We start from the raw sequence: 21,502 nt of genomic DNA, 5'->3' as shown, positions 1-21,502 counted from the left end.
CGATGAGCGAACCACGCACGATTGCCTTCGACACCCGCCTCGACTGCGAGGCGCACTTTCACGCCTGCATCGAAGCGGCGCAAAGCACCCTGGCCGTCTTCGATCCGGATGTCGCGGTCTTTCCACTCGGCAGCACCAGCATCGACACCGCGCTGCGAGCCTTTCTTGCCCGTGGCGGCCGGCTGCGCCTGGCGCTGCACGATCCGTCCCACGTCGAGCGCCACTATCCGCGCTTCCTGCGCCTGCTGCGCGACTACGGTCACCTGTGCGAATGCCGGCAAACCCCGCGCAGCCTGCGCCAGCTCACCGATTCCTTCTGTATCGGCGACGACCGGTACATCGTGCGCCGCTTCCACAGCGACCACATGCGCGGTGAGGCGAGCTTCGACGATCCGGCCGCCTGCGAACTGTCGCAGCACCGCTTCGAAGCAATCTGGCAAGAGTCATATCTCGCGTTGCAAATGTCCAGGACGGGTTTATGAGCGGGCGCAATAATTGCCTGAAAAGCGCCAGATAGTTACATAGCGTGATGTTTCTTAGCCACGTTGCATCTTGTAACAATATGAAGCTTATTCATCCGCAAATTTCTTTCGTTACGGCATGTGTTCGCTATTGCGAAACTGTAAAATTGTCTATAATATCAATCAGGAAGGTTCCGTTGCGTCTATGGCGTTAACGCTATTTGTGAAAGCACGAGAATTCCACCGAGAAATAATTACCGGTAATTATTAATCGCAACAAGTGTTCGACTCTTGTAAATACTAAGGAAAAATCATGAAAAAAACCCTGCTGATCGCCTCCCTGTTCGCTGTTACCCTGGCTGCTTGCGCTAAGAAAGAAGAAGCTCCAGTCGCACCAGCTGCTACCGAAACCCCAGCAGCTGTCGCACCAGCTGACGCAACCGCTACCCCAGCTGCTGATGCAACCGCACCAGCTGCTGCTGACGCTGCTGCCGCTGACGCTGCTGCTGCTGCTACCACCGCAACCGACGCAGCTGCTGCTGCTCAAGGTTCGGCTGAGCAAGCTGCTGACGCTGCTGCTACCACCAAGTAATTCGTTACTTCGGCAAGAAAGACCGGCCTGCGGGCCGGTTTTTTTACGTCTGTACTTTTGTTCTCGTGACCAGGCGATTGGCTTGACCTAATCGTTGGCACAAAAAAAGTCGTCCCCGCGAAGGCGGGGACCCAAGTACTGCCAGCGCTATCGAAACGCTGGCAAACTTAGGTCCCCGCCTGCGCGGGGACGACGTGTTGAAGCCGGTGGCCGGCTCCAGGATTACTTCAGCTCGGTATGCAGCAGGTTCAGGATCTTGCCCGCGGTCGGCGAGGTATCTGCCTGGCCTTCGTTGTTCTGCACCGTGACCTTGCTGACGTTGGCGCCCTGCTCGGTCTTGACCAGCACGCGGTAGCGCTGGGCTTCCTTGAGCTCGTCTTCCGACTTGCCGCCCCACGAGAACAGGCGCTTGAAGAAGCCTTCCTTCTGCTCAGCCGCGTCCGGATCGACGTAACGCACGAAGTAGACGCCCTGCACGCGGTCGCGGTCTTCGACGGTGAAGCCGACGCGGTCCAACGCCAGGCCGACACGGCGCCAGGCGCGGTCGAAGCCTTCGTCGACCTCGACCGTGTCGCCCACCAGCTTGGCGTGCTGCGGCGCCACCGGTGCATTGGCGACCGTCGCTTCGGCCGTTGCCACTTCCTTGGTGCCGGTCAGCATCGCGACCATGCGGCCCAGGAATTGCGATTCCAGGCCCGGATCGTTGGGACGCGAGGTCCAGGTGGTGGTTTCGCTCTGCGGGCCGGTCAGGACTTCCTCGGCGCCGCGGTGGCTGACCCAGATCTCGGTCGAGCCGTCCGGCAGGCGCTCGAGGCGGGTGCGGAACTTGTCGCGCTCGCCGGTCGAGTAGGCGCGGTCGAACACGCGGCCGATGGCGTTGCGGATGAAGTCTTGCGGGATCTTCGAACGGTTCTCGACCCAGGCGGTTTCCATGGTGCCGGTGGTGGCCGACTCGGTCTCGACCGCGAAGCCCTGCTCTTCCCAGAACTGGCGCAGCTGCGGCCACAGCTGTTCCGGGGTCTGCTTGACCACCAGCCAGCGCTGGTCGCCGTTGCGCTGCACGCTGATCGCGTCGCTCGAGATCGGTCCGATCTGCTGGCTGCTTGCCGCGACGCCAGGGACGAAGCCGCCGCCCGTGCCGGCGGCAGCGGCCGCCGCCTGGCCCGACGCGGTGGCGACGCCACGGCCGTCAGGGATGGCGTAGCGGTTGTCGCGCTGCAGCTTGGTCAGATCGGGCGGCACGTCCAGCGGCGCGGCTTTCTTGGCGCCCTTGTAATCGACCTTGTCGCCTTCAAAGATGGTGGTGCAGGCCGCCAGGCTGAAAGCGAGCGCGGTCAGCGTCAGCACGCGTGCGGCAGCAGGAGCGGAAACCAGGGGCGAGAAATTGGAACGCGCGGAGTTGAATGCCGAGTACTTGCTTTTAGTCATGTCGTTCGATATCAGGTCAGGAACCCGAACCCTTGCGGGTCCGGGATTAGGAATGAACGCCGGCTTCCACCAGGGCGGCACGCACGGTCTCGTGGTACTGGGCGGACAGCGGCGCGAGCGGCAGGCGCAGGCCGGCGGGCATCTTGCCCATTTCGGCCAGCGCCCACTTGACCGGCACCGGGTTCGGTTCGACGAACAGCTTGCCATGCAGGCCGAGCACGCGGTTGTTGATCTCGACCGCACGCGCGACGTCGCCTGCCATCGCGGCCACGCACAGCTCGTGCATCGCGCGCGGGGCGACGTTGGCCGTCACCGAAATATTGCCTGCGCCGCCGCAGAACATCAGGGTCATCGCGCTCGGATCGTCGCCCGAATAGACGGCGAACGATTTGTCCACCATCTTGAGCAGCTCGATACCGCGGCCGATATTGCCAGTGGCGTCCTTGATGCCCACGATATTCTCGATCGGCGCCAGGCGCGCGACGGTCTCGTTGGCCATGTCGGCCACGGTACGACCCGGCACGTTGTACAGGATGATCGGCAGGTCCACGCTTTCCGCGATGGTGCGGAAATGGCGGTACATGCCCTCTTGCGTCGGACGGTTGTAATAAGGAACGACCTGCAGCGATGCATCGGCGCCGCATTCCTTGGCGTGACGGGTCAGCGCGATCGCTTCCGCGGTCGAGTTGCCGCCGGTGCCGGCGATGACCGGGATGCGGCCGGCGACGTGATCGACGGCCAGCTTGACGAGTTCGCAATGCTCTTCCGGCGACACGGTGGCGGATTCGCCCGTCGTGCCCACGATGACGATCGCGTCGGTGCCTTCTGCGACGTGCCAGTCGATCAGCTTGCGCAAGGAATCGCGGTCAAGGCTGCCGTCTTCGAACATCGGAGTGACGAGTGCTACGATACTGCCCTTAATCATAATCTTGGCCGTGCCATTCATTAAAAAATCTGATTGTAGCGGATAGCCCGCCGCTATGGTTCATTCCTGACCACAATATGGTCGAGCCGGGCCTCGGTTTTGGCAAATGCCGGACCGGCCGCGCACAGGCGCTGCACCTGGGCCGGATGCGGCCGCTCCACATGGCCGTCCTCGTAGGCCAGCACCTGCAAGCCACCGTCCTGCGCCAGCCCCAGCAGTTCGCCAGGCGCCAGCATGAAGGCAGGATTGGATGGTTTGCCGTAGATCTGGTTCCCCTGCGCGAAAGTTTCGTAGATCAGGATGCCGTCTGGCCGCAGGCTGGCCGCCAATGCGGCGAACAGGGGCCGGTGCAGGTAATTGGTGACCACGATCGCCGAAAAACGCCCCGCCTCGAAGGGCCAGGGCGAACCCTCGGCCTCGAGGTCATAGGCCATCGTCGTGACGTTCTCGCCTGCGCTGGCGGCCAGCGCCTCGGGCTTGAGGTCCAGCGCCAGCACCTGCAGGCCGCGCGCCGCCAGCAGGCGCGTGTGGCGGCCATTGCCGCAAGCCAAGTCGAGCGCCTCGCCCGGCGGCGCCAGGGAAACGAAGCGTTCCACCCATGGCGACGGCGGCAGCGTCTGCATGTTCACACGCGGCGCGTCGACTGGCATGGCGTCAGAACAGCACGAAAGTGAACGGCAGGACCATCAGGTCCACGATCCAGCGGCCCAGCTGCATCACCGGCACCACCCAGTAGCCCACCAGTTGCAGGAACACCAGGCCCAGCACGATGAAGAAGCCGTAGGGCTCGATGCGGGCGAATTTCCAGGCCAGGCTGTTGGGCAGCATGCTGGTCAAGACCCGGCCGCCGTCCAGCGGCGGGATCGGCAGCAGGTTGAAGGCCATGATCAACAGGTTCGTCAGGATGCCGGCCTCGGCCATGCGGCGCGGGAAGGTCTCGCTGACGCCAAAGAATACCAGCAACGCCGCGAACAGCAGCCACAGCGCGGCCATGATCAGGTTGGCAATGGGACCGGCCAGCGCGACCCAGGCCATGTCGCGCTTCGGATTGCGCAGGCGGCCGAAGTCGACCGGCACCGGCTTGGCGTAGCCGAACACGAAGGGCGTAAACAGATACATCATGATCGGAATCACGATGGTGCCCCAGATGTCGACGTGCACCAGCGGGTTCAGGCTCATGCGGCCCTGGGAATAGGCGGTGTTGTCACCGAAAAATTTGGCGGCGTAGGCGTGGGCGGCTTCGTGCAGGGTAATCGCAAAAAGAACGGGCAGCGCGTAGACGGCGATGTTGCGTATCGTTTCATCCATAAGGGGGGATTCTATCAGAGGCCGGTACGCACTTGTCCTGTGGAATTCTTAAGCCGCTTATTGACCCAGTATCACAGACCGAAGGCCGCCGGATCGCCCCTGCCCTCGCGCACCAGCTCTGGTTCGGGGCCGGTCAGGTCGATGATGGTGGTCGGCTCCAGCAAGCCGGCGCCGCCGTCGATGATCAGCTCGATTTGCTTTTCCAGGCGCTCGCGCACTTCTTCCGGGTCGGACAGCATATGGTCGTCGCCCGGCAGTTGCAGGGTGGTGCCGATCAGCGGCTCGCCCAGTTCTTCGAGCAGCGCCAGCGTGATGCGGTTCTCGGGCACACGCAGGCCGATGGTCTTGCGCGACGGGTGCGACAGGCGGCGCGGCAGTTCGCGCGTCGCCTCCAGGATCACCGTATACGGGCCCGGCATCGTGGCCTTGAGCAGACGATATTGTGTGTTATCGACGCGAGCATATTGCGCGACCTCGGACAGGTCGCGGACGAGCAGGGTCAGGTGGTGCTTGTCGTCGATGCCGCGAATCCGGCGCAGCTTGTCGACCGCCGCCTTGTCATCCAGGCGGCAGACCAGCGCATACGCGGAATCGGTCGGCAAGGCGACGATGCCGCCGCTGCTGACGATCTGCGCCGCCTGCTTGATCAGGCGGGCCTGGGGGTTCTCGGGGTGGATCTGGAAATATTGGCCCATCTAAACGTCCTTGATTGATTAACGCAGTTGCTGGAGCGCGGCGATGCGCTGTTCCATCGGCGGGTGGGTGGAGAACAGCGCGCCCCAGCCGCCGCCGCTGCCGGAAATGCCCGATGCGGACATCGTCTTGGGCAGCGCGCCCGGCGCCAAACCGCCCAGGCGGGCCAGCGCATGCTGCATCGGCACCGGGCTGCCCATCAGTTTGCCGGCGCCGGCGTCGGCGCGGAATTCGCGCTGGCGCGAGAACCAGGCAACGATGATCGAGGCCAGCAGGCCGAACAAAATTTCGAGCACAATCACGCTGGCGAAGTAGCCGATGCCGGGGCCCTCGCCCTCCTTACGGAACAATACCTTGTCGACGAAGAAACCGACCACACGCGCCAGGAACACGACGAAGGTATTCACCACGCCCTGGATCAGGGTCAGGGTGACCATGTCGCCATTGGCGATGTGCGCCACCTCGTGGCCGAGGACGGCTTCGACCTCGTCCTGGTTCATGCTCTGCAGCAGGCCGGTCGAGACGGCGACCAGAGCGGAATTTTTAAACGCGCCGGTGGCGAAGGCGTTCGGCTCGCCGTCATACACGGCGACTTCAGGCATGCCGATGCCGGCGCGCTCGGACAGGCGGCGCACCGTTTGCACCAGCCATTGCTCGGTGGAGTTGGCCGGCTGCTCGATCACGCGCGCGCCGGTCGACCACTTGGCCATCGGCTTGCTCATCAGGAGCGAGATGATGGCGCCGGTAAAACCGATTACCACGGACAACACGGCCAGTTCGCCGACATTGATGCCCTGTGCCGAGACACCCCGGCCCAGGCCGAACAGATTCATCACCAGCGTCAGTACCAGCACGACGGCAAGGTTGGTGGCAAGGAACAGAACGACACGCTTCATGGCAGACATCTCCGGTAAGTTGATGGCAAGATGCCAAGATTGGGCTGGACCGCGCGAAATTCAAGGCCCAGCCATTATCGAACCGGGCCTTGACGCCTTACCTCTGCAGGAAAAAGCGCAGCATCTCGCGCGAGGCGTTGGGGCCGAGCGCATCGGTATGCGAACCGGCCGCATCACCGCCCGCCCAGGTGTGCCCGGCGCCGTGCACAATCCAGTGTTCCGCCATCGCCCGGCCCTCTTGGTCGCGCCAGGTGCGGTGGGTGGCGCGGCGCCCGCCCTGGGTGGATTCGGTATCGCTCGCATGCAGCGGCGTGGCGCGCAGGCCGGCGTGGGCGCCGACAAATTGCTTCAGCACCGCTTCGCCGTTGCCCTGATTGACCACATGGTCGGCATCGCCATGGAAGACGATCACCGGCACCGCCTCGCGCAGGCTGCGCCCGCGTCCCGGCTTTTTCATCGCTTGAAGACCCGTGATCATGTCGCGCGCGCTGCCCGCCGGCAAACCGGAATGGACACCGATCGCGGCGAACAGTTCCGGATACTCGGCGCCGAGCACCGCCGCCATCGCGCCGCCGGCCGACATGCCGGCCACGAACACCTGCGAGGGCTCGGCATCGTACTCCCGCACGACCTCGCGCGTCATCGCGGCCAGGATGCCCGGCTCGCCCGCGTCACGCGCCTGGTGGCCCGGCTCGAACCAGTTCCAGCAATGTGAATGGTTGGCGCGGCCGTCCTGCTCGGGATACAGCACCAGGACGCCAAGTTCTTCGGCCAGCGCGTTCATGCCGGTGCCGACCGCGAAATCGTCCGGGTTCTGGGTGCAGCCGTGCAGCATGACGACCAGCGGACGGCGGCCCTCGGCCGGTTTCGCGGGAATGTACAGCTTGTAGCGGCGACTGCCCGCTTCGCAGACGTGGCTGCCGGCGATGAAGCGGCCGGGCGCTGCCTTCGCGGACGCCGATGGGCAGGCCGCGGGCCGGGGCGGGACGAAGCGCTTGCCCGCACTCCGGCTCCAGTCGGGCGCCGGGTTCAGGTCGACGAATTCCGGCTGGCGCGCAAACGCGCTGGCTGAGGGATGCGATTCCGGGGTGGCCAGGCCGGCCTGCGCCAGTGCCTGCTGGATTACGGCGGTCGCGCCAGACATGTCCTTGCCGCGCACCATGCGCGCCGATTCCAGCATCTGGCCGATAAAACGATCGAGGTTTTTCATATCAATTCCCATAACGGGTGTAAATGCGGTCTGCCAGCGCCTGCCGGACTGCAGGGGCGGCAACGAAGGCGCCAAGCACATGGATCGAGGCGATCGCCTGCACGGCGAGCTCTACCGGCACGTCGTCTTCGATCACGGCCAGACCGAGCACATTAATTTCAAGCTGTTCCCCCTGAGCCACTACCTGCTCAAGTTCGCGCAGCGAATAACGGTGCAGGCCCATGACGTAGCGCTTGCGCACGACGGCCTGGCGGATCACGTCGGCATGCTGCTGCAACAGGTTGCGAATTGCCGCGCGGACGAGGTCGGTACGATTGGAATAAAAACCTTCGTCGACCAGCAGATCCACCTGGGCCAGGTCGACCAGGCCGACGTTGACGGTGACCTTGTCGCTATCAGGCAGCCTTGCTTGGGACAATGCGCGCTTTACCATCTTCTCATACTCCTCTCATACTCCAATTGGAGTATATTATGCCGATAAGCGGTAACACACAAGCTTTTCCAGCGGGATTGGATCCTACGGTCCATTTAGCAAAAGTTCCGGGAGCCGACTGGCGCAGTGAGAGATATCAAGCTCGCACCGTCTGCGCGCACGTGTGTATTGAAGTGCCTTGAACGCTCCATTAGGCTCTCCTAACCACGTTATTCCGGGGGCTCATCATGGACTGCAAGTCGACTGATCGCATTGCCTTCAAGCAGCAGCTTTTTGCCCGTGAAGAACTCTCGCGGCGCTGGCCGGCACTGAACAAATACATCAGTTCCACGACCGCGCTCGAAGCGGCCTATATCAATACGGACCAGTTGATTGGCAACCGCCTCGAGATCTCGCGCGGCACGGCCCAGGAGGCGCTCGACTTCTACAACAAGGTGGTGCAGGACGGCCGCTACATCGATCGCCTGCTGGAAGCGCCACAGGAAGTGGCGGAGAAACTGAAATTGCCGCTTTCCGAGGACGCCATCAAGCGGCTCGTCACGGTCAACGAACTACTTCCCCCTGGAAGCACGGTAATGAATATCGCCGTGGTGGCCGTCGCCGTGGCCGTGACCGTCGTGATCGTCAAGGGCATCGATCCGCTGGAAGAACTCGTCATCGACCAGCGCGGCTTCGTGAGACTGTAGCGCATGGAGACGTCGGCGCCGAACGTCGTGCTGGCCAGCCTGCCGTGGGCAACCTACGCCGAGCCCTCGCTGGGTCTGGCGACATTGAAAGCCGAACTGGACCGAGCGGGTATCGCTTGCCGGGTCCGCCACTTGAATCTGCGCTTGCTACGCTATGTCAGTGCGCAATCGTGTTCCATGCTGGCCACGTTCTGGGGCATCAATGAATTCCTGTTCACAGGACTACTCGACGGCGAACTGGACGACGAGCAAGCCGCATGTCTTGCCGAGCGCTGCGCAGTGCATGCGGCGACGGTCCAGCAAGACCGCTACCGCTCGACGGAAGCGCTGCTGCATCTCTGCCTCCACCTGCGCGACGACGTCATGCCGCGCTACCTGGCCGAATGCGCCGACGACATCCTGGCCTTGCAACCCACGCTGGTGGGATTCACCTGCATGTTCGACCAGACCCTCGCGTCCGTTGCCCTGGCACGTTTGCTCAAGATGCGGCGCCCCGACCTGCCCGTGATCCTGGGTGGCTATGCGCTCGAAGGGTTACCTGGCGATAACGTACTGCGCAGCTTCCTATGGATCGATGCCGTGGCGCGCGGGGACGGCGAACCGCAAATCGCGCGCCTGGCCTGGGCATCGGTGGGAAAGGACGAGTTTGCCCGGATTCCCGGCGTTCAGGTTCGCCCGAGGCCGGGAGCCATGCAAACGCCCGTTCCCAAGGGGCTGGCGGCTGAGCTTGACCGGAACCCGCCACCCGACTACACCGACTGGTTCGCCGACCTCGATGCCCTTCAGTCCGACGAAGGCATTACCGTCCACAGCAAGGTGTTGCCGGTGGAGGCGTCACGCGGTTGCTGGTGGGGCCAGCACAAACACTGCGTTTTCTGCGGCATCGACGAAGACACCCTGCGTTATCGCGCCAAATCGTCGGGGCAGGTGCTGTCCATGCTGGACGCCATGCGCCAACGCCATGGCGATCGCATCTATCGCTTCTCGGACTATATCCTTCCACGCCAGTACTACCACGACATGCTCGACCAGCTGGCACAGACTTCCCCACGGCTGCGCCTGATGGGCGAAATCAAGGCCAACCAGAGCGACGAGCGCCTGGGCCGTTTCGCGGCAGCAGGCTTCGTCGAACTCCAACCCGGCATCGAATCGTTCTCGTCCGAGGTGCTCAAGCTGATGGACAAGGGCGTACGCGGCATCCACAACGTCCTGACCCTCAAGTCCGGCTACCGGCACGGCATCCAGATCAATTACAACATCCTGTATGGCTTGCCGGGCGAACAGGTCGCGTGGTATCGCGCAATGGTGCAACAGCTGCCCAAGCTATACCACCTGACACCGCCGGTCAGCCGCACCGAAACGATCGTCACGCGCTTTGCCCCCTTGCAGGCAGATCCGACACGCTTCGGATTGTCCCCCAAGCCGCGCCATCATCGCTGCTATGACGTCATGTTCTCCCGCGCATTCCAGCAAGCGCATGACTTTCGGCTGGATGACTACGCCTATTATTTCGCCCGAGGCTTTGACTATCCGAACGAACTCTGCATTTTTTACCGCATGCTGGTGGAGCAGGTCGAACACTGGAAGGCCCAGCATCGGCAACGGGCTGTCTACCTGTACTACAGCGATGACGGAGCAACGCTGACCGTCCACGACAGCCGCTTCGGGGCCGAAACGATGCAAGGCTTCGACGGCCTCGAACGGCGCCTGCTGCTGGCGTGCGAAGACGCAATCCACACCTCGGAAGCGCTTGCACTGGCGTTACCGGAATTCGCCCCCGAGGCAATCGCACCAGCCGCCAAATTGCTGGCCGACGAATATCGCCTGCTCTGGCGTGAAGGAGAGCACCACTTGTTCCTGGCCGTGCCAGAAGACGTATGGCAGCACCATAGTGCGAGCAACTGGACGCAAAGCTGGACGGCGAACTACTGCTAGCCGCCCAGGATTAAAACAGCAGCTGCTTCAGAACCAGTCGTGCCACACCGGCGTCACGCCGGATGGCAGCGGCGGCAATTCGGCGAACTCGACCCGCGCCTCCCCGGGCGCATGAAAATCGGTGCCGCGCGAGGCCAGGAAGCCATAGCGCCGCGCCAGCTCGGCATAGATCCCGTACTGGTCCGGCGTGTGGCTGCCGGTGACGACCTCGATGGTATTGCCGCCCAGCTGGCGGAACTCGTCGAACAGGACGCCTTGCGCCGTGTCGCTGAAACGATAGCGGCCCGGATGCGCAATCACGGGAATCCCGCCCGCGCCGCGGATCCAGCCCATCGCCTCGGCCAGCGTGGCCCAGCGGTGCGGCACATAGCCGGGCCGGCCTTCGGTGAGGAAGCGGCGGAATACTTCGGAGGTGGTGTCGCACACGCCGATCTCGCACAGGAAGCGCGCGAAATGGGTGCGCGACATCAGGTCGGGATTGGCGACGTAGCGCAATGCGCCCTCATAGGCGCCGGGAATGCCGGCCTGCTCCAGCTGGGCCGCCATCTCGCGCGCGCGCTGCTCGCGGCCGTTGCGGGTCGCGGCCAGGCCGGCGATCAGGGCCGGATTGTCTTCGTCGACCTGCAGGCCGACCACGTGCACGGTCTCGTTGGCCCAGGTGACCGAGATCTCGACCCCGGCCACGAAGCGCATGCCCAGTTCGTCCGCCGCCTTGCGCGCGGCCTTGATGCCGCCGACCTCGTCGTGGTCAGTAAGCGCCCACACGTCAACCCCGCCCTTGCGCGCGTAAGCCGCCACATCGGAAGGAGCGAGTACGCCGTCGGAGACGGTGGAATGGCAGTGCAGGTCGACTTTCAGCATGGGGCGAATGTGGTATCTGGAACGACACATTGTACGCGCATTTGGCTGCCCGCTATCGCGGTTCGAGCCCCACCCCAGCCGCTCGGCAAACGCACGGAATGCCGGCGTCGCGAAGCCATCCCGCCACACCAGGCAGGTATCGAGACGGCCCAATGGCAGGATCTTCAACGAAGCCGGCGCACCGCCCAGCGCCAGCACGCTGGCCGGCAGCACCGTCAAGCAGGCGCCGGCGGCCACGCAGGCGATCATCGCGTGATAGGAGTTCATCTCCTGCACCCGCCAGGCCGGGTCGCCGGCGATGCCCAGCCGGTCTTCCGCCAGGCTGCGGTAAGTGCAGCCCTGCGGGAAGGCAGCCAGCGAGCGCGCCCTCACCTGCCGCGCGTCCTCGACGTCCGATTCGCCGGGCGGCAGCAACAACAGCAGCTCTTCGACCCAGACTGGCATCGATTGCAGCCCCATCTCGATGAGCTCCGCACTATCGTCCGGCAAGGCGGCGAAGGCGCAGTCGAGCGCACCCGTCCTCACCTGTTCGACGAGCTGGCGCGACGGGCCGGTGCGCAAGACCAGCCGCGTGGCCGGATGGTCGACGTGGAAGGCGGCCAGCACGCCCGGCAAGCGGCTGGCCGCCGTACTCTCCATGCTGCCGATCCGCAGCACGCCGCCCGAGGCGCCGTTCGATACGACTTGCCGCGCCTCGTCTTCCAGCGCCAGCAGGCGTTCGGCATAGACGAGGAACTCCTCGCCCGCCGTCGACAGCGCGATGCGCTTGGCCCTCCGCACGAACAGTCCGGCCCCAAGGTCCGCCTCGAGTTGCTGGATCCGGGTCGTCACATTCGACGGCGCCCGCCCCAGCCGCGCCGCAGCCTGCGTGATGCTCAGCTCCGCCGCCACGGCGCAAAAAATGCGCAAAGATTCAGTTTCCATATATCTTTTCTCAAAACAGAATGATACCATCACTTCATTCTCGAATTGAGAATAACAGTCAAACGAAAGGAGCCGCCATGCAACCGTCCCATCCATTCTTTTCCCAGCTGTCCGTCACGCATCCGATCATCCAGGCGCCGATGGCTGGCGTAGGCACGCCGCAACTGGCGGCGGCGGTATCCAATGCCGGTGCGCTGGGTTCGCTGGGGATCGGCGCGAGCACGGCGGCGCAGGCGCGCGCGACGATCGAGGAAACGCGGGCGCTGACGGGGAAAGCGATCAATGTGAACGTGTTCTGCCACGCGCCGGCCCAGCGCGATGCCGCGCGCGAGTCGGCCTGGCTGGCTCACCTGGCGCCGCTGTTCGCGGACGCCGGCGCGGCGCTGCCCTCCTCGCTCGATGAAATCTACCGCAGCTTCAACGATGACGAAGAGTCGTTCAGGATGCTGCTCGACCTGCGCCCGCAAGTGGTCAGCTTCCACTTCGGCCTGCCGTCGGGCGAACGCCTGGCGGCGCTGCGCGCGGCCGGCATCCGCACCATGGCCACCGCCACCAACCTGGATGAAGCGCTGACCATAGAACGGGCGGGAATCGACGCGATCGTGGCGCAAGGCATCGAAGCCGGCGGCCACCGCGGCATGTTCGACCTCGATGCGACCGACGAACGGCTGAGCATGGCGGTGCTGGTGCGCCTGCTGGTCAAACGGACGGGACTGCCGGTGATCGCCGCCGGCGGCATCATGGACGGCGCCGGCATCAAGGCCGCGCTGGACCTCGGCGCGGCGGGAGCGCAGCTCGGCACCGCCTTCATCCTGACGCCCGAATCGGCGGCCAACGACGCCTACCGCACCAACCTACAAAGCGAACGCGCCGCTACCACCGCCCTGACCGCGGCAATCTCGGGACGGCCGGCGCGCGGCATCGTCAATCGCCTGGTAAGCCATGGCGCGTCCGGCGTTCCGGCCGCCTATCCGGTGGCGTATGACGCGGCCAAGCAGTTGCACGCGGCGGCGGCGAAGACAGGCAACCATGAATATGCGGCGCACTGGGCCGGGCAAGGGGCCCCGCTCGCGCGCGCCATGCCGGCGGCGGAACTGGTGGAGACGCTAGTGCGTGAACTCAATGCCGCCGGCGACGCCGCCTGATGCGGGCCAGCCGGCTCTCGCCATTTACCTGATGGGCGAGCTGCAGCGCTACCGCGCGCACGGAGGACCGGTCGGCGCGCTGGCGCAGCGCTTCGTGCTGGCGATCGACGCGGCGGACGACGTCCGGATCGCCCCGGACGTGATGGACCGGCTCGCGATGCTGGCGCAGGCGCCGGAAGCGCTGGACGACGCCGAGCTGCGCTGGGTGCGCAATCAGCTGCCGGAAATCGTGCGCCAGATTGCCCTGGTCAGTCCGGCACCAGCATGGAACGGATCGTCCCCTGCTTCGCCAGCACGTAGTCATGTCCCGCCAGCACCAGGTTCGTGGTCGGCTGGATCACCTTGACGTTGATGAAGATGGTGTCGCGCGTCTCGGCATACGAACCCACGACCACCGCCTGCGCGTTGTGCGTGCCGGCCACTTCGCCCAGCTCGCGGGTGAGCATCAGCTCGCCCTGGTTGCGCTTCAGGTAGACGCTGTTGCGCAGCTTCATTTCCAGCACCGGCAGGCCGCCCTGGGCCAGGCGGGTGGCGATCTGCTCGGACACCACACGGCCCAGCATCGAGCTATGTTCGAGGGCGTCGATATTGACGAGCGTGGCCATGATCAGTGGCTGGTCGCCGGTCAGCTTGCTGGCCAGCTGGGCCTGCAAGGCGTCGGCCGCGCGGTAGTTGGCGGCGACGAAATCGTTCGCGCTCACCGAGGTGTAGTTGGGTTGCTCGACCAGCGCGCAGCCGCCCAGCAGCAAGGACAGGCCCAGCGCGGCCGCCGATAGTTTCAATGTGCGCATGTTCAGCTCAATGGTCCTTGACCGCGAAGGTCTTCGATGTCGGCACCGGCGCTGCCTGGGCGGCGTCGTACAGCGCCAGGTCCTCGTCGCTGGTGTAGTAGACCGAGGTGTTGCGCGTGTAATAGCGCTGCTCGTCGGCAACCGAGACGGTCACGATCATTTCGGTCCTCGGGGTATCGCCCGGCGCGAACTGGGCGGTGAACCAGCGATGCGCGTCGAAGCCGTAGACGCCGGCCGTCAGCAGCCACTCGGGGCTGTGCTGGATGCTGGTCAGGACCCAGGCGCCGCTGGCCAGCGCCGTCGGCAGCCCGGCGTAGCGGTACTGCGGACGGTCGGCCGAGAAGGCGACCACTTGCGTGTCGAGCTCGATCTTGAGCGCACCCGGCACGGGATTCTTGACGACCACGAATCCATCGTTGACCAGGGCCGTGACCAGGTGCGACTTCACGCCCGTGCTGAAGATCGACAGTTGCAGCGGCTCCACGTACAGGGAGCGGCTCGGCGCCGTCTTCAGGGTCGGGCCCAGCTCGGTCGCCATATGGCGCGCGATCACGCCCCAATGGGCCGCGGCCTGGAGCTTGGGCTGGTGCGTGCTGGCGAAATTGGTGGCCACGGGGGCCGGGCTGTAGGGCATGGCGCAGCCTGCGAGCAGCAGGCCGGCGGCGAGCGCGCTGGCGCCTCGGTAAGCCATCGTGAATCCTGTCGGTCTATGGTGCGACCGGACTGGCGCACGCTCGGGGGCGACTGTATCACAGCAGTTTCCCTCGGGCAATTTATCTATTAAGGATGAGGTGTGGATACAACGACAATGGCGCCCCCGGCGCCATGGCTGACACGCCGTCGATACAATCAGTTGGTGACCACGACGTCTGCCTCGAGCCAGACCGGTGGTTTGGCATTCAGGATCGACACCGGGTTCGGCGTCAATCCGAACGCCAGTGTCGCGGGCGTGCCGCTTGCCCTGACCTCTCCACTGGAATCGGCCAGCGGTTGCGGCCCGCACAGGTCGCGACACAGTGGCCTGGCGTCTGGCGGCACCGCGCTGACGACTGCGGTGGCGAAGGTCACGGGACCGGGCACGACGGCCACCGCTCCCCGTACCTCCACCGGCAGATATCCGCCTTGCCACCGCATACGGCAACCGGCAATCTGCCGGCCATATACGCCAGCGGCACTGCCGTCATCGGCATAGACTGGGACTTTTCCGCTGACCTCGCAGAGCCTGGTCCGCTTGCTGACACGCCCATTCCTTGTTTCGAGCAGGTGAACGCTGACCTTCATGCTGGCCTCGCGCACCTGCTTTGGTTCCGGTGGCGGAGGCGGCGTGGCGTATGCGGTCGAAGCGCTCAACAAAAGAAGCGCCAGCAGGCACCGACGGCGCGCCCTGCGCATATGGGCCGATCCGGGCATATTCATGGGCGATCAGTGTGAAGATGGTTTATCGGACGTTCTCAACCCGCAACAAGGAATTCCTCGACCATGGTCGCCAGCAGTTCCGGCTGATCATGATGCAGCATATGGCCGGCCTGCGGCACCATGCGCGGCGTCACATTGTTCAGATAAGCCATGCGCCGATCGACCTCGGCGCGCGCCTGTTCCTTGGCCCCCATCCAGCGCCACATATCGGTGTCCTCGGCCTCGACCCACAGCACCGGCGCCGTGATCGCGCTCCAGCAGGCCATGATTTCGTCGACGTGGTACAGCAGCGGCGAGCTCATTTTATGCGCCGGATCGCCCAGGATCTTCCACAGCCCGTCGCGGTCCTGTTCCGCCCAGTGGACGGCCAGGAAGGCGGCGCGCTCAGGCGCCAGGCGCGGATTGGTCTTGCGCAGGCGCGCCGCCACCTCGTCCAGGCTGGCGTAGCCGCGCATCTCGGGGGGCTCGCGCAACTCGTCGAGCCACTTGGCCACCCGGCCCGGATACTGTTTCGGGTGCGTGGTCGGCAAGCCGAAGCCTTCCAGGTTAATCAATTTCGCGATGCGCTGCGGCCGCACGCCGGCGTAGATGCCGGCGATATTGCCGCCCATGCTGTGGCCGAGCAGGTTCACCGCCTCGCCCGGAGCGTAATGGTCGAGCAAGACGTCGAGATCGGCCACGTAGTCCGGGAACCAGTAGGTGTCGGCACCCGAACGTGCGCTCTGGCCGAAGCCGCGCCAGTCGGGCGCGATCACGTGCCAGTCTTCTTTCAGGCAATCGACCATGAACTGGAACGAGGCCGACACGTCCATCCAGCCGTGCAGCATGAACAGCCTGGGCGCGCCGGGCGAGCCCCAGTGGCGCACGTGCATGCGCAGGCCGCGAACGGTAAGGAATTCGGAACGGGAAGGTTTCATGCTATTCCTGAAATTAGTACGGTCGTTCGGATGATTATACGGGCCGGCGGTTGAATTCGCGCATCGCGGCCCCATCTGCCGGACTTCGGGACAGGACGGGGGCGGTAAAATAGCGCCATTTCCACCTACGCGAGCACATCCATGGCTATTTACCAGCTGGGCGAGCATGCGCCCGAGATCGATCCGTCGGCGTTTGTCGCCGACACGGCCACCCTGGTGGGCAGGGTCAGGCTCGCCGCGAATGCGTCGGTATGGTTCGGCACCACGCTGCGCGGCGACAACGAGCCCATCACGATCGGCGAGAACAGCAATGTTCAGGAAGGCACCGTGATGCACACCGATCCGGGCTATCCGCTCGACATCGGCAAGAACGTGACGATCGGCCATCAAGCCATGCTGCACGGCTGCACGGTGGGCGACGGTTCGCTGATCGGGATCCAGGCCGTGGTGCTCAACGGCGCGCGGATCGGCAAGGGATGCCTGGTCGGCGCCGGCGCCCTGGTCACGGAAGGCAAGGAATTTCCCGATCACTCGCTGATCCTGGGTTCGCCCGCGAAGGTGGTGCGGACACTGACACAAGAAGACCTGTTGCGCCTGGAAGGCAATGCCGCGAACTATGTTGCGCGCGGCCAGCTGTTCAAGGCGCAGCTCAAGAAAATCGGATAAAGAATGACGACTACGGATACTGGCACCACCAACAGGGACACCCTGCAAAAATTCATCTTCGACAATGCGGCCGTGCGCGGCGAGCTGGTCGAGATTTCGGACACCTGGCGCGAGATCCAGGCCCGTCACGCTTACCCGAAGGCGGTGCGTTCGGTGCTGGGCGAGATGGTCGCGGCTGGCGCCCTGCTGTCGGCCAACCTCAAGTTCAACGGTTCGATCGTGATGCAGATCCACGGCGACGGCCCGGTGCGCCTGCTGGTGGTCGAATGCGACGCCGACCTGCGCATGCGCGCCACGGCGAAACTGGCGCCCGACGTCGAGATCGCGGACGACGTCACCCTGAGCGACATGTTCAACGCCAACGGCAAGGGCCGTTTCGTGATCACGCTCGACCCGGCCGACAAGGTCCCGGGCCAGCAGCCCTACCAGGGCGTGGTGCCGCTCGACGGCGACGATATGGCGACCGTGATCGAGAACTACATGCTGCGTTCGGAGCAGATGGACACGCGCCTGTGGCTGGCGGCCGACGACAAGGTCGCGCGCGGCCTGCTGCTGCAAAAGCTGCCGCGCCACAGCGGCAAGGACGACCAGGTCAAGCAGGCCTCCGAGGCCGAAGACCTGGAAACCTGGAACCGCGCCGCCATGCTGGGCCAGACCGTCAAGCGCGAAGAGCTGCTGACGACCGATATCTCGACGCTGCTGCACCGCCTGTTCTGGGAAGAGACCATCCGCGTGTTCGACCCGGTGCACCCGCAATTCCATTGCAGCTGCAACCGTGAGAAGGTCGGCAATATGCTCAAGATGCTGGGCCAGGAAGAAGTCGAATCGGCGCTGGCCGAGCTGGGCGAACTGGGGATCAACTGCGATTTCTGCGGCAAGCACTACGCCTTCGACAAGGTCGACTGCGCGCAGTTGTTCGCCAGCGACAGCCCGGTCCAGACCTTGATTCCGCCGAGCGGTAGCACGCATTAAGCTATCGACGTCGTTCTTCTACTGACGCCAGCACGTCGTCCCCGCGCAGGCGGGGACCCAAGGCATTTACGTGGCCACTTGCGTTGGAAGCAGGCGGCGTGCATGCGAGCTTGGGTCCCCGCCTTCGCGGGGACGACATTTACAGGCTGACAAAGCAACGCTTCATTCAGCGCATCAGCGCACGCTGCGAAAACTCTTGCGCAACTCGTCGGCGAACAGTTCCGGCTGCTCCATCGCGGGATAGTGGCCGCCCTTCGCTACCTCGTTGTAGTACATCAGCGTCGGATAACGCTCCTGCACCCAGCGCCGGCTGGCCATGTGCAGGTCGCGCGGGAACTGGCTGAAGGCCACCGGCACGGCGATCTCGCGTTCCTTGAAGGTGCGCATGCTCTCCCAGTAGATGCGGGCCGACGACCCTGCGGTGCCGGTCAGCCAGTACCAGTCGACGGTGTCGAGGATGTCGTCCATGCTCACCGCGTCGGTCGGATCGCCATCGTGGTCCATCCAGCGCCAGTACAGGTCGAGCAGCCACGCCGCCTGGCCTACCGGCGAGTCGGTCAGCGCATAAGCGATCGTCTGCGGGGTCTGGATCTGCATCAGCTGGTAGCCGGACTGGTTTTCCTTGAAGTCGCGCACGCGCCGCAGCCCTTCCTCCTCCTGCGCGTCGCGCGCTTCCATTCCCTCGACCACCGGCAGCATATTGAAGTGCACGGCCTTGACCGCCGGCAGCCCGATGCCGCCCAGTTCATTCGTGATCGAATATCCCCAGTCGCCGCCCTGGGCCACGAACCCGTCGTAGCCGAGGCGGCGCATCAGTTCGACCCAGGCGTGCGCGATGCGCTCCGGCGTCCAGCCGGGTTCGCGCGGCTTGCCCGTCAGGCCGAAGCCCGGCATCGACGGCAGGACGACGTGGAAAGCGTCAGCCGGGTCGTGCCCATGCGCGCGCGGATCCGCCAGCATCCTGGCGGCCTTCACGTTTTCCACGCTTGAACCGGACCAGCCGTGGGTGATCACCAGCGGCAGCGCATCGGGTTCCGGCGAGCGGATGTGGAGGAAGTGGATGTCGAGGCCATCGATGGTCGTCGAGGATGGTTCGAGCGCGTTCAGCCGCGTCTCGGTCGCGCGCCAGTCATGCCGGTCGCGCCAGTAGTCGGCCAGCGCCCGCAGCCTGGCCAGCGGCACGCCCTGGCTCCAGTCGTCGACGGTTTCCTTGTCGGGCCAGCGCGTACGCGCCAGGCGCTGGCGCAGGTCGTCGAGGTCGGCCTCGGGAATGGCGAAGGGATGCGGTCGGATGGCGTTGCTCACGGCTGGTCTCCTCGTTGATCGTCGGTTGGGGTTTGCGCACGCTTGCGCTCTCTCTCGGCCAGCAGGTCGGCGATAGCGTCATCACCGTAGTGCAGCGCCAGCTCGCGCGGCGTCAGGCCCGTATGGCCCCTGAGATCGTGGCGGGCGCCGGCGTCGCACAAGGCCCGGACCGCATCGACCTGCTGTTGCCACACGGCGTCGTGGAGCGCGCACAAGCCGTTGTAGGCGCCCTGCGCGTTCAGCTCGGGCAAGGGCCGCACGCCGTGCCGTGGTTCGGCCAGCAGGCGGACGATGTCGGCATGGCCGAAATAGGTGGCGTCGTGCAGGGCGGTGCCGCCCATCAGGCCAATCATGCGGGTCGGATCGGCGCCGGCCTCCAGCAGCAGGTGCGCGATGTCGAGATGGCCCTCGCGCGCGGCGATGCCCAGCGGCGTGTAGTTGTCATCGAGGCCGCCGACCATCGGCACCTGCTCGTCGAGATTCGCGCCGGCCGCGATCAGCCGCTCGACCTCGGCCCGGTCGCCGGCCTTGACCGCCGCGACGAGGGTCAGCGCGGCGACGCGCCCGGCGTCGGCGTCGATCCTGGCCTCGATCAGGCGCGCGATGGCGTCAAGGCCGTCGCCGCGTGCGATGTCGAGCGCTGTCTGCGCCCAGTGGTTGCGGATGTTCGGCCTGGCGCCGCGCTCCAGCAGCCGCGCCACGGCGCCGGCATGCTTGTGGAGCACCGCGTCCATCAGCGCCGTATTGCCGAGCACGGGCGACTGCTGGTCGATGAAGGCGCCGCGATCGAGCAGGAAGCCGATGACGTCGGCATTGCCGGACTGCGCCGCCTTGTGGAGCGCGCTCGCCCCCATGCGAGGATCGAGCGCCAGCACGTCGGCGCCGGCGGCGAGCAGCATCGACACCATGTACGACTGTCCGAGGCCGGCCGCGATCATCAGGGGCGTGAAGCCCTCGGGATCACGGCGATCCGGGTCAGCGCCGGTGCGGAGCAGTGCGTTCGCGGTGGGAAGGTCTCCGGCGCGAATGGCGGCATGAAGGGGCATACCATCCTCCCGTATGATTGCTATCGAAAGCCACAGTTGATAAGTTACCGATAGTAGGGAGGAATCGACAGGTCTGCCGTTAGGTAGGACACAGATGCGGCCACAGATGCGGCCACAGATGGCGTCCATCGCGTTTTTGCCCGAAATGGTAAGCTCATGCTGTTATGACACTGTTGCATTTTCAGACATCAGCACCACGTACCCATTACTGACTTACGGAGGAAGCACATGAATATCGATATTGGCATCAGCACCGAAGACCGCGCAAAAATCGTCGACTCGCTCTCGGGCGTCCTGGCTGACAGCTATATGCTGTACCTGAAGACCCACAACTTTCACTGGAACGTGACCGGCCCGATGTTCCAGACCCTGCACGTGATGTTCCAGGAACAGTACACCGAGCTGTGGAACGCACTGGACGACATCGCCGAGCGCATCCGCGCCCTGGGCCATTTCGCACCGGGCACCTACCAGCGCTACGCCGAGCTGTCGACCATCAAGGAAGAAGCGAACGTGCCGGGCGCGCAAGAAATGATTCGCCAGCTGGTCGCAGGCCAGGAAGCGGTGGCGCGCACCGCCCGTGCGGCCTTCCGCATCGCCGACGCCGCCGACGACCAGCCGACCGCCGGCATGCTGGCAAATCGTATGGAAGTGCACGAGAAGAATGCGTGGATGCTGCGCGCCTTCCTGGAGCAAGGCGCGGGCCATACCCAGGGTGAAGCGTCATCGGATTCGAAGAACTGATGATGTGAGGTTGCGGTCCGCATGGGCTGCATGAACAGCTGGGGTCAGGTTGAGATGGTCCGGGTTTCATGGACTTCCGAATAGGGGACAATATGCCCCGGGAGGATTTACATGACAAACAAGAAGTTGCCCTCGAAGCGGGAGATCG

24 protein-coding genes and 1 pseudogene are annotated in these 21,502 nt (G+C 64.7%); 9 read left to right on the top strand and 16 right to left on the bottom strand.

From position 1 onward, the window contains the following. Positions 1-2 precede the first annotated feature (2 nt). Both SOM28_RS15545 and SOM28_RS15540 read left to right on the top strand, forming a co-directional pair. Positions 3-482 (top strand): DUF7931 domain-containing protein, encoded by a 480-nt coding sequence (locus tag SOM28_RS15545; protein ID WP_123069920.1) that lies wholly within the window; start codon positions 3-5, stop codon positions 480-482. 437 nt (positions 483-919) lie between these two features. Beyond that, positions 920-1,144 carry a hypothetical protein gene (locus SOM28_RS15540; RefSeq protein WP_183407448.1) on the top strand — a complete coding sequence of 75 codons (225 nt, stop codon included), beginning with the start codon at positions 920-922 and terminating at the stop codon, positions 1,142-1,144. 131 nt (positions 1,145-1,275) lie between these two features. Here the strand turns inward: SOM28_RS15540 and bamC are convergent, their stop codons facing one another. The 8 genes from bamC to SOM28_RS15500 form a co-directional block, all read right to left on the bottom strand. Further along, on the bottom strand, positions 1,276-2,481 hold the full coding sequence (gene bamC / locus SOM28_RS15535; protein ID WP_123069918.1) for an NlpB/DapX family lipoprotein: 1,206 nt from the start codon (positions 2,479-2,481) through the stop codon (positions 1,276-1,278). Positions 2,482-2,527: 46 nt separating this feature from the next. Continuing rightward, positions 2,528-3,406, bottom strand: a complete 879-nt coding sequence (dapA, locus tag SOM28_RS15530) for a 4-hydroxy-tetrahydrodipicolinate synthase (protein ID WP_123069923.1) — start codon at positions 3,404-3,406, stop codon at positions 2,528-2,530. A gap of 53 nt (positions 3,407-3,459) precedes the next feature. Next, entirely contained in the window at positions 3,460-4,029 is a 570-nt protein-coding gene (locus SOM28_RS15525; protein WP_320468871.1) for a class I SAM-dependent methyltransferase, read from the bottom strand. Positions 4,030-4,060: 31 nt separating this feature from the next. Further along, positions 4,061-4,714, bottom strand: a complete 654-nt coding sequence (locus SOM28_RS15520; RefSeq protein ID WP_123069916.1) for a site-2 protease family protein — start codon at positions 4,712-4,714, stop codon at positions 4,061-4,063. Positions 4,715-4,785: 71 nt separating this feature from the next. Beyond that, a complete protein-coding gene (locus SOM28_RS15515; RefSeq protein WP_123069915.1) occupies positions 4,786-5,409 on the bottom strand; it encodes an L-threonylcarbamoyladenylate synthase in 624 nt (207 codons plus the stop codon). An 18-nt stretch (positions 5,410-5,427) separates the two neighbouring features. Then, positions 5,428-6,303 (bottom strand): protease HtpX, encoded by an 876-nt coding sequence (gene htpX / locus SOM28_RS15510; RefSeq protein ID WP_320468656.1) that lies wholly within the window; start codon positions 6,301-6,303, stop codon positions 5,428-5,430. 97 nt (positions 6,304-6,400) lie between these two features. Further along, complete coding sequence (locus tag SOM28_RS15505) at positions 6,401-7,513, bottom strand: extracellular catalytic domain type 1 short-chain-length polyhydroxyalkanoate depolymerase (RefSeq protein WP_320468655.1); 1,113 nt, start codon at positions 7,511-7,513, stop codon at positions 6,401-6,403. 1 nt (position 7,514) lies between these two features. After that, on the bottom strand, positions 7,515-7,946 hold the full coding sequence (locus tag SOM28_RS15500; RefSeq protein WP_123069912.1) for a CopG family transcriptional regulator: 432 nt from the start codon (positions 7,944-7,946) through the stop codon (positions 7,515-7,517). Positions 7,947-8,173: 227 nt separating this feature from the next. Here SOM28_RS15500 and SOM28_RS15495 point away from each other — a divergent pair, with 227 nt between their 5' ends. Together SOM28_RS15495 and SOM28_RS15490 are read left to right on the top strand one after the other, a co-directional pair. Beyond that, positions 8,174-8,632, top strand: coding sequence for a hypothetical protein (locus SOM28_RS15495; protein ID WP_320468654.1), 459 nt, complete (start codon positions 8,174-8,176; stop codon positions 8,630-8,632). 3 nt (positions 8,633-8,635) lie between these two features. Then, positions 8,636-10,567, top strand: coding sequence for a RiPP maturation radical SAM C-methyltransferase (locus SOM28_RS15490; RefSeq protein WP_320468653.1), 1,932 nt, complete (start codon positions 8,636-8,638; stop codon positions 10,565-10,567). A gap of 27 nt (positions 10,568-10,594) precedes the next feature. Here SOM28_RS15490 and SOM28_RS15485 read toward each other — a convergent pair whose 3' ends face one another. Together SOM28_RS15485 and SOM28_RS15480 are read right to left on the bottom strand one after the other, a co-directional pair. Next, positions 10,595-11,428 (bottom strand): 3',5'-nucleoside bisphosphate phosphatase, encoded by an 834-nt coding sequence (locus SOM28_RS15485; protein ID WP_320468870.1) that lies wholly within the window; start codon positions 11,426-11,428, stop codon positions 10,595-10,597. Positions 11,429-11,515: 87 nt separating this feature from the next. Further along, positions 11,516-12,352, bottom strand: a pseudogene (locus SOM28_RS15480) (LysR substrate-binding domain-containing protein); the annotation flags it as partial. A gap of 77 nt (positions 12,353-12,429) precedes the next feature. Between SOM28_RS15480 and SOM28_RS15475 the strand changes: the two are divergent. After that, entirely contained in the window at positions 12,430-13,497 is a 1,068-nt protein-coding gene (locus SOM28_RS15475) for an NAD(P)H-dependent flavin oxidoreductase (RefSeq protein ID WP_320468652.1), read from the top strand. Beyond that, positions 13,466-13,843 carry a hypothetical protein gene (locus tag SOM28_RS15470; protein ID WP_320468651.1) on the top strand — a complete coding sequence of 126 codons (378 nt, stop codon included), beginning with the start codon at positions 13,466-13,468 and terminating at the stop codon, positions 13,841-13,843. The genes SOM28_RS15475 and SOM28_RS15470 overlap by 32 nt, the downstream gene beginning before the upstream one ends. On the opposite strand, the gene SOM28_RS15465 is transcribed toward SOM28_RS15470, so the two are convergent. The 4 genes from SOM28_RS15465 to SOM28_RS15450 all read right to left on the bottom strand — a co-directional run bounded on the left by SOM28_RS15465 (position 13,746) and on the right by SOM28_RS15450 (position 16,621). Next, positions 13,746-14,288 carry a FlgO family outer membrane protein gene (locus tag SOM28_RS15465; RefSeq protein WP_320468650.1) on the bottom strand — a complete coding sequence of 181 codons (543 nt, stop codon included), beginning with the start codon at positions 14,286-14,288 and terminating at the stop codon, positions 13,746-13,748. The genes SOM28_RS15470 and SOM28_RS15465 overlap by 98 nt on opposite strands. A gap of 7 nt (positions 14,289-14,295) precedes the next feature. After that, positions 14,296-14,979: a hypothetical protein gene (locus SOM28_RS15460; protein WP_320468649.1), complete on the bottom strand. Its 684-nt coding sequence runs from the start codon at positions 14,977-14,979 to the stop codon at positions 14,296-14,298. Positions 14,980-15,137: 158 nt separating this feature from the next. Beyond that, entirely contained in the window at positions 15,138-15,395 is a 258-nt protein-coding gene (locus SOM28_RS15455) for a hypothetical protein (RefSeq protein WP_320468648.1), read from the bottom strand. Positions 15,396-15,739: 344 nt separating this feature from the next. Then, positions 15,740-16,621 carry an alpha/beta fold hydrolase gene (locus SOM28_RS15450; protein WP_320468647.1) on the bottom strand — a complete coding sequence of 294 codons (882 nt, stop codon included), beginning with the start codon at positions 16,619-16,621 and terminating at the stop codon, positions 15,740-15,742. A gap of 141 nt (positions 16,622-16,762) precedes the next feature. Here SOM28_RS15450 and SOM28_RS15445 point away from each other — a divergent pair, with 141 nt between their 5' ends. Next, on the top strand, positions 16,763-17,287 hold the full coding sequence (locus tag SOM28_RS15445; RefSeq protein ID WP_147936876.1) for a gamma carbonic anhydrase family protein: 525 nt from the start codon (positions 16,763-16,765) through the stop codon (positions 17,285-17,287). 3 nt (positions 17,288-17,290) lie between these two features. Further along, the gene (hslO, locus tag SOM28_RS15440; protein WP_320468646.1) at positions 17,291-18,259 is read left to right on the top strand and encodes an Hsp33 family molecular chaperone HslO; all 969 of its coding nucleotides are present in this window, start codon (positions 17,291-17,293) and stop codon (positions 18,257-18,259) included. A gap of 174 nt (positions 18,260-18,433) precedes the next feature. Here the strand turns inward: hslO and SOM28_RS15435 are convergent, their stop codons facing one another. Then, entirely contained in the window at positions 18,434-19,564 is a 1,131-nt protein-coding gene (locus SOM28_RS15435; RefSeq protein WP_320468645.1) for an epoxide hydrolase family protein, read from the bottom strand. Then, positions 19,561-20,610 (bottom strand): ankyrin repeat domain-containing protein, encoded by a 1,050-nt coding sequence (locus SOM28_RS15430; RefSeq protein ID WP_320468644.1) that lies wholly within the window; start codon positions 20,608-20,610, stop codon positions 19,561-19,563. Before SOM28_RS15430 ends, SOM28_RS15435 begins: the two co-directional genes overlap by 4 nt. 228 nt (positions 20,611-20,838) lie before the next feature. Between SOM28_RS15430 and SOM28_RS15425 the strand changes: the two genes are divergently transcribed. Then, positions 20,839-21,354, top strand: coding sequence for a Dps family protein (locus SOM28_RS15425; RefSeq protein WP_123068320.1), 516 nt, complete (start codon positions 20,839-20,841; stop codon positions 21,352-21,354). Positions 21,355-21,502 lie beyond the last annotated feature (148 nt).

This window comes from Massilia sp. CFBP9026, assembly GCF_034045165.1.
Taxonomy (GTDB): Bacteria; Pseudomonadota; Gammaproteobacteria; order Burkholderiales; family Burkholderiaceae_D; genus Telluria; species Telluria arenae.
This window is presented reverse-complemented; position numbering and strand designations above follow the sequence as displayed.